Source organism: Methanomassiliicoccales archaeon (assembly GCA_026394395.1).
Taxonomy (GTDB): Archaea; Thermoplasmatota; Thermoplasmata; order Methanomassiliicoccales; family UBA472; genus UBA472.
This window is the reverse complement of the sequence record JAPKYK010000002.1, coordinates 187,263-201,624: the sequence shown is the minus strand read 5'-3', so window position 1 is coordinate 201,624 and position 14,362 is coordinate 187,263. Positions and strand designations below refer to the sequence as shown.

Below are 14,362 nucleotides of genomic sequence, written 5' to 3'. Positions count from 1 at the left end.
ACCGGAAATTTCAAGTCGGGGGTAGGTGAAATGATGAAAGAGGACGAGGACTTCGACCAGTGATTTATATCTCATGCCTGACATATGCGTAGATGACGCAACTCTTATATGCGTGCTAAGAATTGACACGGCAAGAAGGTGAAAAAGTGCTAGGCAAGAGCGTTAGGATGGAGCGGATCATGGACCGGGGCACCGGGAGGGCGGTCATCGTCCCCATGGACCACGGCATTACCCAGGGCCCCATCGAAGGACTAGTGGACATGAGGTCGACCATAGACAAGGTGGCCCAGGGAGGGGCCACCGCGGTGGTCCTGCACAAGGGCATCATCCCCTACAGCCACCGGTCCTTTGGGCGCGACATTGGCTTGATTGTGCACCTCTCGGCCAGCACCAAGTACAGCCGGCGCACCGACCAGAAGATATTGGTGACCACCGTGGAGGAGGCCATCAAGATAGGGGCGGACGCCGTTTCCATCCACGTCAACATCGGCAACGATTACGAGAACGAGATGCTAGCCGACTTCGGGGACATCTCCAGGCGCTGCAACGAATGGGGCATGCCCCTGATGGTCATGATCTATCCCCGGGGCAAGGACATGAAGGACGGCTACGACGCTGAGGCCATCAAGGTCTGCGCCCGCGTAGGGGCGGAGCTGGGGGCGGACATAATCAAGACCAGCTACACTGGCGATATCGACTCCTTCCGCGAGGTTGTGCGGGGAGCACAGGCGCCGGTGGTCATCGCTGGCGGGCCCAAGATGGACTCTGACGAGAAATTGCTGCAGATGGTGCGCGACTCCATTGACGCCGGCGGAAAGGGCGTCTCCATCGGAAGGAACATCTTCCAGCATAAGAACGTGATCGGCATAACCAAGGCCGTCAGCGGCATCGTGCTGGAGGACATGGAAGTCGAAGAGGCCTTGCAACTACTGAAGTGATAACATGTCCGGGAAGGGCAAGATCGTCTGGGTGCGGACCGACCATCTTCCTTCCGCTGCCGAAAGGAAGCGCATGGTGACCTCCGCCCTGGAATCAGGGTACGTCAGCATCGTGCTCCGGGAGGAGGACGCCGCCCTGCAGAAGGTGGGGCGGTACAACGCTATCGTGCGGCGGGGGGACGAGCTGTTCGCCGACGGAAAGCCGGTGGGCGTGGTACTGACCATACGCAGTCACAAGGACGCGGAGAAGGCCGCCACCCTGAAAGGAAAGCAGGGATACGTGCTGGTGGAGTCGCATGACTGGAAAGTGATTCCACTGGAGAACCTCATCGCCGAGTTCCAGGGGACCAACACCAAGGTCATCGCCTCCTGCGCGACGTTAGATGAAGCGAACCTGTTCGCCACCACCCTCGAGAGCGGGGTGGACGGTCTAGCTATCACGGTCAAGGACCCCACACAGCTGAGGCTGTTCGCCCCCCTCGGACGTTCCGGCGTGACCGACGTAGAGCTGACCGAGGCCACGGTGAGATCTGTTCGTCCAGTAAATATCGGGGACCGGGTCTGCGTGGACACCTGCTCTACGCTGAACGTGGGAGAGGGCATGCTGGTGGGATCGCAGTCCGCCTGCCTTTTCCTGGTCCAGAGCGAGGCCATGGACTCACATTACGTTTCCTCCCGTCCGTTCCGGGTCAACGCCGGGGCGGTGCACGCCTACGTCCTCGGTTCGGACGGACGTACCAAATACCTTTCGGAGGTTGGTAGCGGCACCGAACTTCTGGCTGTGGATTCGTCCGGTCGCACTAGGCCGGTGGTGGTCGGACGCGCTAAGGTAGAAGTGCGCCCGCTGCTCCTGCTGGAAGCGGAAGCTGATGGTTCGCGTTTCACCACCATACTGCAGAACGCCGAGACCATTCGGTTGTGCAGCAAGGATGGTTCGATATCCGTCGCTGAAATTAAAGAGGGCGACAAGGTGCTGGTACGCCTGGAAAAGGGCGGAAGGCATTTCGGGCATGCGGTGAAGGAGAGCGTAGTGGAAAGATGACCAGGATATGCGTGGCTATATCGGAGGCCGACGCGACCTCGGCATTGGCGGTGGCGAAGGATGCCGTGTCCAGAGGAGCTGAGTGCCTGGAGTTCCGTTTCGATGCCATGCCCGTGCTGCCGGACGACCTGGCACCGTTCCAAGAGCTCGACGTTCGTCGCATCGCCACCCTACGGGAGAAGGACCAGGGCGGGGCCTGGGAAGGGCCGTTGGAGAAGAAGTGGGAATTCCTGTGGCGGGCAGCGCACGCCGGTTTCGACGTGGACCTCGAATTCGGTCATCCCCTCGTGATGCGAGCGCACCTGCTGAAACCGTCCAAGGTCATCATCTCCTATCACGACCTGAAGATGACGCCCTCCATAGGAAAGATCATCGAGACCCTGGTGGAGTGCTCGGCGCGGGCGGACATGGCCAAGGCGGCCTTCAATGTACGGACGATGCACGACATGGCACAGCTGGTGGAGGCGGCCATGTGGTTCGACCTGAGCCGGGAGCGCTTCACGGTCATCGGCATGGGCGAGCTGGGCACGGTCACCCGGGTGCTGGCGTACCGGCTGGACAGTGTTCTCACCTATGCTTCCGTGTCCGCAGGTAAGGAGACCGCCCCGGGCCAGCTCGACCTGGAGACCATGAAGTGGCTGGGAAAGGAGCCGCTGGTCACCGGGATAATCGGATATCCCCTGGACCACTCCGTGTCGCCGCAGCTGCACAACGCCGCCTTCCGCTCCTTGGGGATCAAGGGCATCTATCTCAAGTGGGTCACTTTGAACGATGAGCTGGAGGACCTGCTGGGCGTGGCGGACGCCCTCGGCATAAAAGGTTTCAACGTCACCATCCCGCACAAGGAGACCATCATTCCCTTCCTGGACCGGGTCGACCCGTTGGCCGAGAGGATCGGGGCGGTGAACACCGTGGTCAACGAGGACGGGAACCTGGTGGGGCGCAACACCGACGTGATCGGGGTGGAGAGGACCTTCGAGAGGAACGGCGTGGACCCCAAGGACAAGATGGCCTTGGTGCTGGGCGCCGGAGGCGCGTCCCGCTCCGTCCTGGCCTACCTCACGTCCAAGGGAGCGGAGGTGGACATCACCAACCGCACCATGGGCAAGGCCGAGTCCCTGTCCAAGGCCTTCGACGGCGTTTCGGCCGTCGGCCGTCCCATCGCCGAGGAGAAGCAGTACGACATCATCGTGAACTGCACCCCCCTCGGAATGAAGGGGTTCCCCATGGAGATGCCCATCTCCCCGCACTCGCTGCGAGAGGGGCAGTTCGTCATGGATATCGTATACAATCCAGCGGTGACGCCGCTGCTGGCCGAGGCCTCGCGCAAGGGAGCGGTGGCGGTAAGCGGCAAGGACATGCTCATCTATCAGGCCCTGGCCTCCTTCGAGCTCTGGACCGGAAAGGCCGCCGAGTACGAAGTCATGGAGCAGGCCTTCCGGGAGGCGCTGCCTTGATCGGAAGGGGAGAGGCGCACGGCGCCGTCACCATAATAAACGCCATCGCCGCCGGCAAGGGCTGCGCGGTCGGCGTAGATCTGCGCACCTGGGCCGAGGTGGAGCTTTCACCCGGTGAAGGGGTAGAGGTGGTCATGGAAGGGCTGCCCAACGAACCGACCAAGCTGGTCAGTTCCTGCGCCAACGCGGTCATGGACCATTTCTCGCGGAGGATGAAGGCCAAGGTCCGCTCTGGCTCTCAGATCCCGGTCTCCCGGGGGCTCAAGAGCAGCAGCGCCGCGGCCAACGCGGTGATACTGGCCACCCTGGACGCCCTGGGGGAGAAGATGGGCTACCTGGAGGTGCTGCGCATGAACGCCGACATCTCCGTGGCCGCCGGGGTCTCGGTCACCGGGTCCATGGACGACGCCGCCGCTTCTTTGTTGGGTGGGGTGGTGTGCACCGACAACCTCCGCCGCAAGCTGCTGAGGAGGGAGAAGTGGACCCTCAGCCCGAGGGTGGTCATCGGCGTGCCGGAGCGCATGATCCGCAAGGCGGACCTGCCCCGGGACCGCATCGCCGTCTACAAGCCCATGGTGGAGAAGGCCTTCGAGATGGCCTGGAACCGGCATTACCTCGATGCCATGTTCCTAAACGGCCTGTGCTATGGAGCGGCGCTAGGTCTGGACCAGGACCTGACTATACAGGCTATGAAGGCCGGGGCCATCGGGGCGGGCATATCCGGCACCGGGCCGGCGGTGGCCGCCTTCGTGGGCGCGACCAGGGAGAAGAAGGTCATCGAGGCCATGGGCCCCGGGGCCCTGGCCGTGGACGTGTTCCAGGGGGAGCCGATATGATGCTGAAGGTCATTAGGTCCAGGACGGAAGGGGAGGTCGTCTCCTCGCCGTCCAAGAGCTACACCCACCGGGCCATGACCCTGTCCCTGCTGGCGGAGGGCCGGAGCGTCCTGCATCGCCCGCTGCGAGGCGAGGACACGCTGGCCACGCTGGAGGCGGTGAAGGCCTTCGGAGGGTTGGTCGAGGAGCGTACGGACCTGGAGATAACCGGCGGGCGGCTGAGATGCCCTGACGGCATCGTCGACGCCAAGAACTCCGGGACCACCATACGGCTGATGGCCGGGGTGGCTTCGCTGCTATCATGCACCACCGTGCTCACCGGCGACGAGAGCGTTAGACGGCGACCGATGCAGCCCCTGATCGAGGCGCTGATCGGCCTGGGCGTGCGATGCGAGTCCACCCGCGGCAACGGGCTGGCCCCCCTGATGGTCCAAGGACCCAACAAGGGAAAGGAGACCAGCATACGCGGGGACGTCAGTTCCCAGTTCATCTCCTCGTTACTGATATCCTCGGCGGTCAAGGATGTGGATACTACCATTCACCTGACCACCCCGCTCAAGTCCCGGCCTTATGTGGACATAACCATGGAGATGATGACGCGTTTCGGCGTTAAATGCCAGAGCACCGCCGACGGATTCATCGTCCCCGGAGGCCAGAGGTACCGACCCCAGGACTACACCGTCCCCGGGGACTTCTCCTCGGCGGCGTTCCCGTTGGCGGCGGCCGCGCTCACCGGCCAGGTCACCGTGAAGAACTTAGATCCTAAAGACAGGCAGGGCGATCGTTCCTTTCTGGACATCCTTAAAGGATTGGGGGCGGAGGTCCGCTGGGAGGGTAACGACCTGCGCTGCGCTCGCGGAGAATTGAGGGGGATGGAGATAGACCTGGGCGACGCCCCAGACCTCTTCCCCATCGTGACCGTGCTCTGCACCCAGGCCAAAGGAGAGAGCCATATTACCAACGCGGCCCACGTGCGCCTGAAGGAGAGCGACCGCATCGCCGCCACCACCGCCTTCCTGAGGGACATGGGCGCGGAGGTGAAGGAGACGGAGGACGGCTGTGTGGTCCGGGGCGGGACCAAGCTCCGGGGCGCGCGCGTCAACTCGTTCAACGACCACCGCATACTGATGGCCGCGGCGGTGGCCGCCCTGGTGGCGGACGGCGAGACGATCATAAACGATGGCGACTGCCACCGCATATCCTACCCGGACTTTGTGCAAGACATGAGGTCGCTGGGGGCCAAGCTGGAGATGATACCGTGAACACCATTGGCAGCGAATTGCGCTTGACCCTGTTCGGCGCCAGCCACGGACCGTGCGTCGGCGCGGTGCTGGACGGGGTCCCACCGGGCATGTCGATCGATCCCATCCGCATACAGAACGAGGTCGACCTACGGAAGCCGTCGGCGGGCATCGGCACGCCAAGGGCCGAGGAGGACAAGGTAGAGGTGGTCTCCGGAATATTGGAGGGCAAGAGCACCGGCGCCCCCATCACCCTGATGGTGGTGAACCGGGACATCGATTCCAGCAAGTACGAGAAGTTCAAGCAGGTCCCCCGTCCGGGGCATGCCGACCTCACCGCCCGCTCCAAGTACTCGGAGTGCGCGGACCTGCGGGGCGGGGGGCAGTTCTCCGGCCGCATGACCGTGGCGCTGGTGGCCGCCGGGGCCATAGCCAAGATGCTGCTGGAGGAGCGCGGGGTGCGCGTGGCCGCCTACCTGAAACAGGTGGGAACCGTACGGGACCAGGAGGAAAGGAGCGTCACCGAAGCGATGCTCTCCCGTTCCAACGAGGTGCGGGCAGCTTCCGCCGACGTCGCCGACCGGATGAAGGAGGAGATCCTCCGGGCCAAGGAGGATGGGGACAGCGTGGGCGGGGTGGTGGAATGCATCGTAGACGGCCTGCCCATGGGATTAGGAGAACCGTTCTTCGACACCGTGGAGGGAGAGCTGGCTAAGCTCGTTTTCGCCGTGCCCGGGGTCAAGGGCATCGAGTTCGGGTCAGGGTTCGCCGCCGCAGGGATGAGGGGCTCGCAGCACAACGACCCCTTCGTGCTGGTGGACGGGAAGGTAAGAACGTCCAAGAACGACGCCGGCGGCATTCTCGGCGGGATAACCAACGGCATGCCGGTGGTCTTCCGCGTGGCCATCAAGCCGACCGCCTCCATAGCCAAGGGGCAGCGGTCGCTGAACGTTAAGAGCGGGAAGCAGACGGAGCTAAAAATAGAGGGACGACATGACCCTTGCATAGCGCCGCGGGCCGTGCCCGTGGTGGAGGCCGCGGCCGCCCTGGTCCTGGCCGACCTGAGCATGAGAGGTGGTGTAGTTGACTGATAGTGTGGAAGGCATCCGGTGGAAGATCGAGGAGATCGACAACGAGATACTGGACCTGATCAAGAAGCGTATGAGCATAGCCCTGGCCATGGGGCATCACAAGGTGGAGAAGGAAATGCCCGTTAGGGACATCCGCGTCGAGGAGCAGGTCCGCGACAGATATCTCGCCAGGGCCAAAGATGTGGGCATCAGCGATGCGGCGGCCATCGAGCTTTCCTCGCTGATAGTGCGTGAATCGGTAGAGGCCCAGGCCCGTTTACCCAGACAAATGAAGCCGCGCAAGGTGCTGGTGGTGGGCGGCGGTGGCGCCATGGGACAGTGGCTGTGCCGCTTCTTCTCCTCCCGCGGCCATGAGGTCAAGGTGTTCGATACCCTTCCCGGCAAGTCGTTCCCCAACGTTACGTCGCTGGAGAAGGGGGTCAAGGAAGCGGACGTGATCGCCGTGTCCTCGCACATCTCCGCCACCGCGGACATGCTGCGCCAGATATTCAAGCTGAAGCCCAAGGGGCTGGTCTTCGACATCGCCTCGGTGAAGTCGCCGCTGATCGAGGTCCTCAAGGAAGGGGCGGACCAAGGCTTGCTGGTGTGCTCCATCCATCCGATGTTCGGCCCCAGCGCCTCCTTCATATTTGCCCGGAACCTGATAGTGTGCGATTGCGGCTCGGACGCCGCCGTCAACAAGTTCATGCCCTTGCTGAACGGCACCGGTGCCAACGTCATCCAGATGCCGTTGGAGGACCACGACAAGTACATAGCCGTGGTGCTGGGGATGAGCCATGCCCTGAACTTGGCGTTCTTCGAGGCCCTACGCCACAGCGACTTCGGTTTCGAGGAGCTCAAGAGAGTGTCCTCCACCACGTTCGAGAGGCAGATGAACACCAGCAGCAGCGTGGCCCGGGAGAGCCCCAACCTTTACTACGAGATCCAGCATCTGAACCCATACAACCAGGATGTGCTGGATGCGTTCATCTCCGCCCTGAGGGAAGTGCAGGAGGCCGGCACGGACGAGGACCGGTCCCACTTGATCAGGATCATGCAGGAAGGAAGGAAGTATTTCGAGGTGAAGCAATGAAGAAGATAAATGTGGCCGTACTAGGCGCCACAGGAATGATCGGACAAAGGTTCGTGCAGCTGTTGGAGGACCATCCCTACTTCGAGATAGGCGGCCTCTACGCTTCCGAACGGTCGGAGGGGAAGTCGCTCAGCGAGGTGCTGAAGGTCAAGGACGTGCGCTTCAAGCCGGACACCCTGGACCTGAAGATCGAACAGCTGGAGCCCAAGGCCATATCCAAGCGTTGCCGGGCGGCCTTCTCCGGCCTGCCCACCGAGGTGGCCAAGGACACCGAGTCCGCTTTGGCGGATGTAGGTGTAGCCGTGTTCTCCAACGCCGCCTCCCACCGCATGCGCGACGACGTTCCGTTGCTCATACCAGAGGTCAACCCGGACCATCTGGAACTGGTGCGCACGCAGTCCACGTTCGCCAACGGCGGTTACATCGTGACCAACGCCAACTGCTCCACCACCGGCCTGGCCGTCCCGCTGCAGGCCATCTACCAGAAGTTCGGGCTGAAGGCCTGCTACGTATCCACTTACCAAGCGGTCTCCGGCGCTGGTTACCCCGGCGTGCCGTCCCTGGATATTCTCGGCAACGTGGTCCCCTTCATCAAGAACGAAGAGGAGAAGATGGAGGCCGAGATCTACAAGATGCTGGGCAAGCTGGACGGAAAGAAGGTCAAGTACGCCGACTTCGACATGGTGGCCAGCTGCGCCCGCGTGCCGGTGGTCGACGGTCATCTGGAGTCCGTGGTGATCAAGCTGGGTAAGAATGGGTCGGCCGAGGACGTGGTCAAGGTCCTGGAGGCCTTCAGACCGGAGCCGCAGAAGCTCAAGCTGCCCACCGCGCCTGTTCATCCCATCATTGTACGGAAGGAGGAGAACCGCCCGCAGCCGGCCGCCGACGCTTTGGCCGGCGAGCCGGAGAGGGCCAGGGGCATGGCCGTTTCCGTCGGTCGGGTGCGCGAGAGCAAAGGATATATCAAGTTCTGGTTGCTTTCCCATAACACCCTGAGGGGCGGGGCTGGCGGTTCCGTGCTCAACGCGGAACTGGCCGTGGCTAGGAAGCTCCTCTGAGGGGGTACCGGATGAAGCGGACGGTCGCCGAGATAAACGCGAAGATCAAGAACGGGGACGTGGTGGTCATGACCGCCGAGGAGGTCATACCCTACGTCCAGAGCGAGGGCCTGGAGCGCGCCGCCAAGGAGGTTGACGTCGTAACGACGGGAACCTTCGGCGCCATGTGCTCCTCCGGGGCCTTCCTCAACTTTGGTCATTCCGAGCCACCGATCCGCATGCAGAAGGTCACCTTGAACGACGTGCCGGCCTACGCCGGCCTCGCCGCCGTGGACGCTTTCATCGGGGCCACGGAGCTCAAGCAGAACGACAGCTCCGGTTACGGCGGGGCGCATGTCATCGAGGACCTGGTGTCCGGAAAACCTGTTAGACTGAAGGCGTCCTCCAGCGGCAGCGACTGCTACCCGCGCAAGGACATCGACACCTTCGTCTCCCTGAACAGCATGAACCAGGCCTATCTTTTCAACCCGCGCAACGCCTATCAGAACTATGCGGCGGGAACGAACTCCTCCGAACGGACGCTCTACACCTACATGGGTAAGCTGCTGGCCGGATACGGCAACATCACCTACTCCAGCGCCGGGCAGCTCTCCCCGCTGATGAACGACCCCACCCTGCGCACCATCGGCATCGGCACCAGGATATTCCTGGGCGGCGGCACTGGTTACGTGGCCTGGGAGGGCACGCAGTTCCGTACCAACGTGGAGACCAAGAACGGGGTGCCGATGGGAGCCGCGCGCAACCTGGCCACCATCGGCGACCTGCGGGGCATGTCCCCCGATTTCGTCAGGGCGTTGAACCTGCCCGGATACGGCGTTTCCCTGGCCCTGGGCGTGGGCGTGCCGATCCCGATACTGGACGAGGAGGTGCTGAAGGCCACGACCGTCAGCGACGAGCAGCTCTTCGCTCCCATCATAGACTACTCCGTGCAGTCCAGGAACCGCCGGCCCATAAAGCACGTCTCCTACGCCGAGCTACGCTCGGGCAAGGTCGAGCTTTTCGGTAAGGAAGTGCGAACCTCGTCGCTATCTAGCTACTTGAAGGCCAGGCAGATCGCCGAGCTTCTATCGGAACGCATTGAGGACGGGGAGTTCCTTCTGACCGAGCCGGTGGCCCAGCTGCCCGAGGACCGCAGCGTGGGCACGCTCGAGGTTCGTTCCCGGGAGGAGGCGGTCTGATGGTCAAGAAGAAGTTCATGCTCGGATTCACCCCCGACCTGGTCAACGAGCCGGTCGTATACCACCTGGTCAAGGACTACGACCTGCGGATCAACATCCTGCGGGCGGAGGTCCGGGAGATGGGCGGACGATTGCTCATGGAGGTCGAGGGCAAGGCCGCCAGCATCAGGGACGCGGTTCGATTCTTGAACGAGGCCAGGGTCGACGTGCAGGAGCTGACCAACTACGTGGACAAGGACGAGGGGCGCTGCACCCATTGCGGCATGTGCATCTCCATTTGTCCAGTGGAGGCCCTGACCATGGACCGTTCGGTATGGAAGGTGCGCTATGACGCCGAGAAGTGCATCGCCTGCGGGATGTGCATCGACGCCTGCCCGCCAGGAGCGATGAACTTCCGAATATGAGAAAGCACTTCGAGATCCGCGAGACCGCCGTGACCATCGAAGCGGCGGAAGAGTACCTATCCATGGCCGAGACGGCGATTATGGACGCCCGCCAGCAGGTCGAGGCCTACATCGCCAAGGACGAGTACTTCAAGACCACCTTCGATCCCTACCCCGTCGCTCCGGACATGGACGAAGTGGTCAAGCGCATGTGCCTGGCGGCCCAGAAGGCCGGTGTGGGGCCCATGGCCGCGGTGGCCGGGGCTATCAGCGAGCAGGCGGTGATGACCATGACCAAGGCCGGCTGCAAGCACTGCATGGTGGATAACGGTGGTGACATCGCCATGCGCACCTCCAAGACGGTGACCGTGGGGCTCTACGCCGGAGAGGCCTCGCCCATATACATGGCATTAGAGGTGCCGCCGACCAGGAAGCTGTACGGGATATGCACGTCCTCCGGCACCATCGGCCCTTCCATCTCCCTGGGACGGGCGGACTTGGCCACGGTCATCTCGAACGATGTGGCCCTGGCCGACGCCTGCGCCACGAAGTTGGGGAACATGATCTCCGATGACGACGTCACCACCATGGACAAGGCGCTCCGTGGGGTGCTGGCCATCGACGGCGTGTTGGGAGCGCTGGTCATGATCAACGGCAAGATGGGCATGGGCGGGGACGTTCCACGATTGGTCCGCTGCGACATTCCCGAAGACCGTATCACCAAGGTGCGCTACGAGCGCTGACGGGACGTCTCTTTTTTGTCATTCTTCCTGGACAAACGCGCGTTCGCGACCAGAGTGTCAGTAATTATAAGTAGCATTTGTCCATTGATGGGGTATTGCCAAGGGTTATCATATGACACTCAGGCTGGCCATACCCAACAAAGGAAGGCTGAGCGAGAGGTCCATCGAGATCCTCAAGCAGGCTGGACTGGAGATAGAGAACGGGGACGAGCGCAGGCTGTACGCCAACGTCAAGCGCCAGGACCTGGCGGTAATGTTCCTCCGGGCCCAGGACATCGTCAAGTTCGTGCACAAGGGAGCGGTGGACGTGGGCATCACCGGCTACGACCTGGTGCTGGAGTCCGGCCTGGACGTCGTCGTGCCCTACGAGCTCAACTTCGGGCGCTGCCGTCTATCCGTGGCCGTCCCGGAGGCCATGGACGTCAAGCGCCCAGAGGACCTGCCCGACGGGCTGGTGGTGGCGACGTCGTTCCCCAACATGACCCGCAAGTACTTCGAGAAGCTGGGCAAGAAGGTGGAGATTGCCTCCATCGCCGGGGCGGCGGAGATCGCCCCGCACCTGGGCGTCGCCGATATAATCGTCGATCTGGTCTCCAGCGGTTCAACGTTAAAGATGAACCACCTGCGCGAGCTGGCGGTCGTCGCCGAATCACAAGCGGTCGTGATCGCCAACCGTAAAGCGTACGAGAGCCACGAGCAGCAGGTGCAGGAGATAATCTCCGCCATGCTGAGCGTCACCGAGGCGGAGAACAAACAGTATCTCATGGCCGACGTGCCGAAGACCTCGCTGGACGAGGTCCGCAAATCCTTCCCCGGTATCGCCGGCCCGACCATCATGAACATCATCGGCCGGGACGACGTCGTGGCCGTGCACGTGGTCATCGACAAGACGGACGCTTACGACGCCATCATCAAGCTCAAGCGCATGGGAGCGACAGGAATACTGCTCACGCCCATCGACCGCATGGTCCCCTGAGGTGCCTGCATGGACAAGAACTGGATACGCAGCAGCTGCCGGGACCTGCAGCTCTACTACAACCCCCAGGTGGGGGACAAGCTGCGCATGGACACCAGCACCAACGCCCTGGGGGCCAACCCCGCCGGGCAACGTGCGCTCAAGGAATGCGCCTCGCTGGACGTTGGACAGTACCCGAGCACCTACGGAGACGGGCTGAGGGGCGCTCTCGCGGAGCTGTACAAGCTGCGTCCGGAGAACTTCGTGGTGGGCAACGGTTCCGACGAAGCGTTGGACATCATCATCAAGACCTTCGTGGAGCCGGGCGAGATGGTCATCACCGCCCACCCTGCGTACGTATTGCACTCCTTCTTCGTGAAGATTAACGGCGGGCGGACCGTCACCGTAGACCTGGACGACGAGTTCCAGCTGGTCGTAGAGAAGATGAACGACGCCAAAGGAAAGCTGGCGCTTATCTGCACGCCTAACAACCCCACCTCCAACACTTTTCGCCTGGACGACGTCAAGGCAGTCATCGAAGGGAACGACCGTCCGGTGGTGGTGGACGAGGCCTACGGGGAGTACGCCGGTATGTCCTTCATCCCCCTGGTCAAGAAGTATGACAACCTAATCGTCACCCGGACGTTCTCGAAAGCGTACGGACTGGCGGGTATGCGCGTGGGCTACCTGGTCGCGGGCGAGGAGATGGCCGAAGCCCTGCAGAAGGTCAAGATCCCCTACTCGCTCAACATGATAGGGGAGAGGGTGGCCATGGCCGCCTTGAAGGACCGGGAGTTCCTGGAGAGGAGCGTGCGCGTCGTGAAGGAGGAGAGGCCGTACCTGGAGAGGGGGCTGAGGTACCTGGGATTCGATGTGTTCCCCTCCGAGGCTAACTACATGCTGTTCCGTTCCACGGTGCCCTCGGACGCGCTGACCAGTAAACTGGCGGACAAGGGCGTGCTGGTGCGGGACTTCGGCAAGGAGCGCCGCCTGGAGAATTGCGTACGGACGACCATAGGCACCAGGGAGATGAACTCCACCTTATTGCGCAAGATCGGGGAGGTCCTAGGGTAATGCTGAAGGTCACCATGGCCGACTACGGGGTCGGCAACCTGCACAGCATACGCAAGGCCCTGGAGCTCTGCGGGGCGCAGGTGACCGTCATCGATGACATGTCCAAGCTGCCGGAGGCCGAGTGCATCGTGCTTCCCGGCGTGGGGGCCTTCGACAAGACCTTGGAGCGGCTGCTGCCCCACCGGGACGTGATAGTGGACCGCCTGGAGGACGGCGTGCCCTGCCTGGGGGTGTGCATCGGCATGCAGATACTGTTCGAGGGGAGCGAGGAAGGAACGAGCCCTGGGCTCGGTTATTTGAAAGGCAGGGTTGTGCGGCTGAAGGCACCCCGGGTCCCGCACATGGGCTGGAACCGTGTGGAGTCGGAGGACCACATCATGCGCAACATCAGCGAGCCGTACTTCTATTTCGCCCACTCCTACCACGGCCGCCCGGAGGACTACTCCGACGTTGGCCATACCGATTATTACGGGGAGTTCCCCACCTTGTTCCACAAGGGGAACACCTACGGGACGCAGTTCCACCCGGAGAAGAGCTCCGCGGCCGGACTGGAGTTCCTGAACGGCTTCGTGCGCTTCGCGGAGGAGTGCAGATGATGGTCATGCCCGCGGTGGACATACTGGACCACCGTGTGGTGCAGCTGGTGGGCGGCGTCCCGGGCACGGAGCAGGTGGTGCTGCCCGACCCTTTGACCACGGCCAAGGACTGGGAGGCCCAAGGCGCCCAGCGGTTGCACATAATAGACCTGGACTCCGCCCTGGGGAAGGGGCACAACGCCCAGACCATCCGGAGGGTGATCGCTTCGGTGAAGATGCCGGTGCAGGTCGGCGGCGGCATCCGTTCGACAGAGGTGGCGGAGTATTACCTGGACTGCGGCGCGGACCGGGTCATCGTGGGCACCAAGGGACTGCAGGACCCTGAGTGGCTGAGGACCATGGCTGGTAAGTACCCCAAGAGGGTGGTCCTGGCCATGGACATGAAGGGCGGGAAGATCCAGACGCACGGCTGGAAGGCCGATGCCGGACTGGACATGGAGACCGTGTTCAAGGAGATCGAGAGCGTTCCCTTGGCCGGCGTCCTGTTCACCAACGTGGACGTGGAGGGGCAAGCCCAAGGCATAGACGAAGGGGCGGTGCGCTCCTTCGTGTCCAGATGCCCGCACCTGACCATCGTCTCCGGCGGCGTCACCGACCAGAGGGACGTCGAGGCCCTGCGGCGAATGGGCGTCCTGGAGGCGGTGGTGGGATTAGCGCTTTATACTGGAAAATTGAATCATAAAGTATTTCGGAGCTGA

At 62.6% G+C, this 14,362-nt stretch carries 15 protein-coding genes; all 15 read left to right on the top strand.

From position 1 onward, the window contains the following. Nucleotides 1-146: 146 nt before the first annotated feature. The 15 genes from NT131_03425 to NT131_03355 all read left to right on the top strand — a co-directional run bounded on the left by NT131_03425 (nucleotide 147) and on the right by NT131_03355 (nucleotide 14,362). Nucleotides 147-938, top strand: a complete 792-nt coding sequence (locus NT131_03425) for a 2-amino-3,7-dideoxy-D-threo-hept-6-ulosonate synthase (protein ID MCX6650693.1) — start codon at nucleotides 147-149, stop codon at nucleotides 936-938. 4 nt (nucleotides 939-942) lie between these two features. Then, nucleotides 943-1,980, top strand: coding sequence for a 3-dehydroquinate synthase II (locus tag NT131_03420; GenBank protein ID MCX6650692.1), 1,038 nt, complete (start codon nucleotides 943-945; stop codon nucleotides 1,978-1,980). Beyond that, nucleotides 1,977-3,437 carry a shikimate dehydrogenase gene (locus NT131_03415; protein MCX6650691.1) on the top strand — a complete coding sequence of 487 codons (1,461 nt, stop codon included), beginning with the start codon at nucleotides 1,977-1,979 and terminating at the stop codon, nucleotides 3,435-3,437. Before NT131_03420 ends, NT131_03415 begins: the two co-directional genes overlap by 4 nt. Continuing rightward, nucleotides 3,434-4,273, top strand: a complete 840-nt coding sequence (locus tag NT131_03410; GenBank protein MCX6650690.1) for a shikimate kinase — start codon at nucleotides 3,434-3,436, stop codon at nucleotides 4,271-4,273. The genes NT131_03415 and NT131_03410 overlap by 4 nt, the downstream gene beginning before the upstream one ends. Then, a complete protein-coding gene (gene aroA / locus NT131_03405) occupies nucleotides 4,273-5,535 on the top strand; it encodes a 3-phosphoshikimate 1-carboxyvinyltransferase (protein ID MCX6650689.1) in 1,263 nt (420 codons plus the stop codon). Before NT131_03410 ends, aroA begins: the two co-directional genes overlap by 1 nt. Further along, entirely contained in the window at nucleotides 5,532-6,605 is a 1,074-nt protein-coding gene (aroC, locus tag NT131_03400) for a chorismate synthase (GenBank protein MCX6650688.1), read from the top strand. Before aroA ends, aroC begins: the two co-directional genes overlap by 4 nt. Next, nucleotides 6,598-7,677 carry a prephenate dehydrogenase/arogenate dehydrogenase family protein gene (locus NT131_03395; GenBank protein ID MCX6650687.1) on the top strand — a complete coding sequence of 360 codons (1,080 nt, stop codon included), beginning with the start codon at nucleotides 6,598-6,600 and terminating at the stop codon, nucleotides 7,675-7,677. Before aroC ends, NT131_03395 begins: the two co-directional genes overlap by 8 nt. Beyond that, entirely contained in the window at nucleotides 7,674-8,735 is a 1,062-nt protein-coding gene (gene asd, locus NT131_03390; protein MCX6650686.1) for an aspartate-semialdehyde dehydrogenase, read from the top strand. The genes NT131_03395 and asd overlap by 4 nt, the downstream gene beginning before the upstream one ends. An 11-nt stretch (nucleotides 8,736-8,746) precedes the next feature. After that, the gene (locus NT131_03385; GenBank protein MCX6650685.1) at nucleotides 8,747-9,913 is read left to right on the top strand and encodes a homocysteine biosynthesis protein; all 1,167 of its coding nucleotides are present in this window, start codon (nucleotides 8,747-8,749) and stop codon (nucleotides 9,911-9,913) included. Continuing rightward, nucleotides 9,913-10,317 (top strand): 4Fe-4S binding protein, encoded by a 405-nt coding sequence (locus tag NT131_03380; protein ID MCX6650684.1) that lies wholly within the window; start codon nucleotides 9,913-9,915, stop codon nucleotides 10,315-10,317. Before NT131_03385 ends, NT131_03380 begins: the two co-directional genes overlap by 1 nt. Continuing rightward, nucleotides 10,314-11,039, top strand: a complete 726-nt coding sequence (locus tag NT131_03375; protein MCX6650683.1) for a UPF0280 family protein — start codon at nucleotides 10,314-10,316, stop codon at nucleotides 11,037-11,039. The genes NT131_03380 and NT131_03375 overlap by 4 nt, the downstream gene beginning before the upstream one ends. Nucleotides 11,040-11,151: 112 nt before the next feature. Then, nucleotides 11,152-12,015, top strand: a complete 864-nt coding sequence (gene hisG / locus NT131_03370) for an ATP phosphoribosyltransferase (protein MCX6650682.1) — start codon at nucleotides 11,152-11,154, stop codon at nucleotides 12,013-12,015. A 9-nt stretch (nucleotides 12,016-12,024) separates the two neighbouring features. Then, nucleotides 12,025-13,068 (top strand): histidinol-phosphate transaminase, encoded by a 1,044-nt coding sequence (gene hisC, locus NT131_03365; GenBank protein ID MCX6650681.1) that lies wholly within the window; start codon nucleotides 12,025-12,027, stop codon nucleotides 13,066-13,068. Then, nucleotides 13,068-13,664 (top strand): imidazole glycerol phosphate synthase subunit HisH, encoded by a 597-nt coding sequence (gene hisH / locus NT131_03360; protein MCX6650680.1) that lies wholly within the window; start codon nucleotides 13,068-13,070, stop codon nucleotides 13,662-13,664. The genes hisC and hisH overlap by 1 nt, the downstream gene beginning before the upstream one ends. Continuing rightward, nucleotides 13,661-14,362: a 1-(5-phosphoribosyl)-5-[(5-phosphoribosylamino)methylideneamino] imidazole-4-carboxamide isomerase gene (locus tag NT131_03355; GenBank protein MCX6650679.1), complete on the top strand. Its 702-nt coding sequence runs from the start codon at nucleotides 13,661-13,663 to the stop codon at nucleotides 14,360-14,362. Before hisH ends, NT131_03355 begins: the two co-directional genes overlap by 4 nt.

Bases quoted from the DNA above. Each gene is read 5' to 3' on its own strand.
- NT131_03420 (MCX6650692.1), top strand. From the start codon at position 943: ATGTCCGGGAAGGGCAAGATCGTCTGGGTGCGGACCGACCATCTTCCT.
- NT131_03415 (MCX6650691.1), top strand. From the start codon at position 1,977: ATGACCAGGATATGCGTGGCTATATCGGAGGCCGACGCGACCTCGGCA.
- aroA (MCX6650689.1), top strand. From the start codon at position 4,273: ATGCTGAAGGTCATTAGGTCCAGGACGGAAGGGGAGGTCGTCTCCTCG.
- asd (MCX6650686.1), top strand. From the start codon at position 7,674: ATGAAGAAGATAAATGTGGCCGTACTAGGCGCCACAGGAATGATCGGA.
- NT131_03385 (MCX6650685.1), top strand. From the start codon at position 8,747: ATGAAGCGGACGGTCGCCGAGATAAACGCGAAGATCAAGAACGGGGAC.
- NT131_03380 (MCX6650684.1), top strand. From the start codon at position 9,913: ATGGTCAAGAAGAAGTTCATGCTCGGATTCACCCCCGACCTGGTCAAC.
- NT131_03375 (MCX6650683.1), top strand. From the start codon at position 10,314: ATGAGAAAGCACTTCGAGATCCGCGAGACCGCCGTGACCATCGAAGCG.
- hisG (MCX6650682.1), top strand. From the start codon at position 11,152: ATGACACTCAGGCTGGCCATACCCAACAAAGGAAGGCTGAGCGAGAGG.
- hisC (MCX6650681.1), top strand. From the start codon at position 12,025: ATGGACAAGAACTGGATACGCAGCAGCTGCCGGGACCTGCAGCTCTAC.
- hisH (MCX6650680.1), top strand. From the start codon at position 13,068: ATGCTGAAGGTCACCATGGCCGACTACGGGGTCGGCAACCTGCACAGC.
- NT131_03355 (MCX6650679.1), top strand. From the start codon at position 13,661: ATGATGGTCATGCCCGCGGTGGACATACTGGACCACCGTGTGGTGCAG.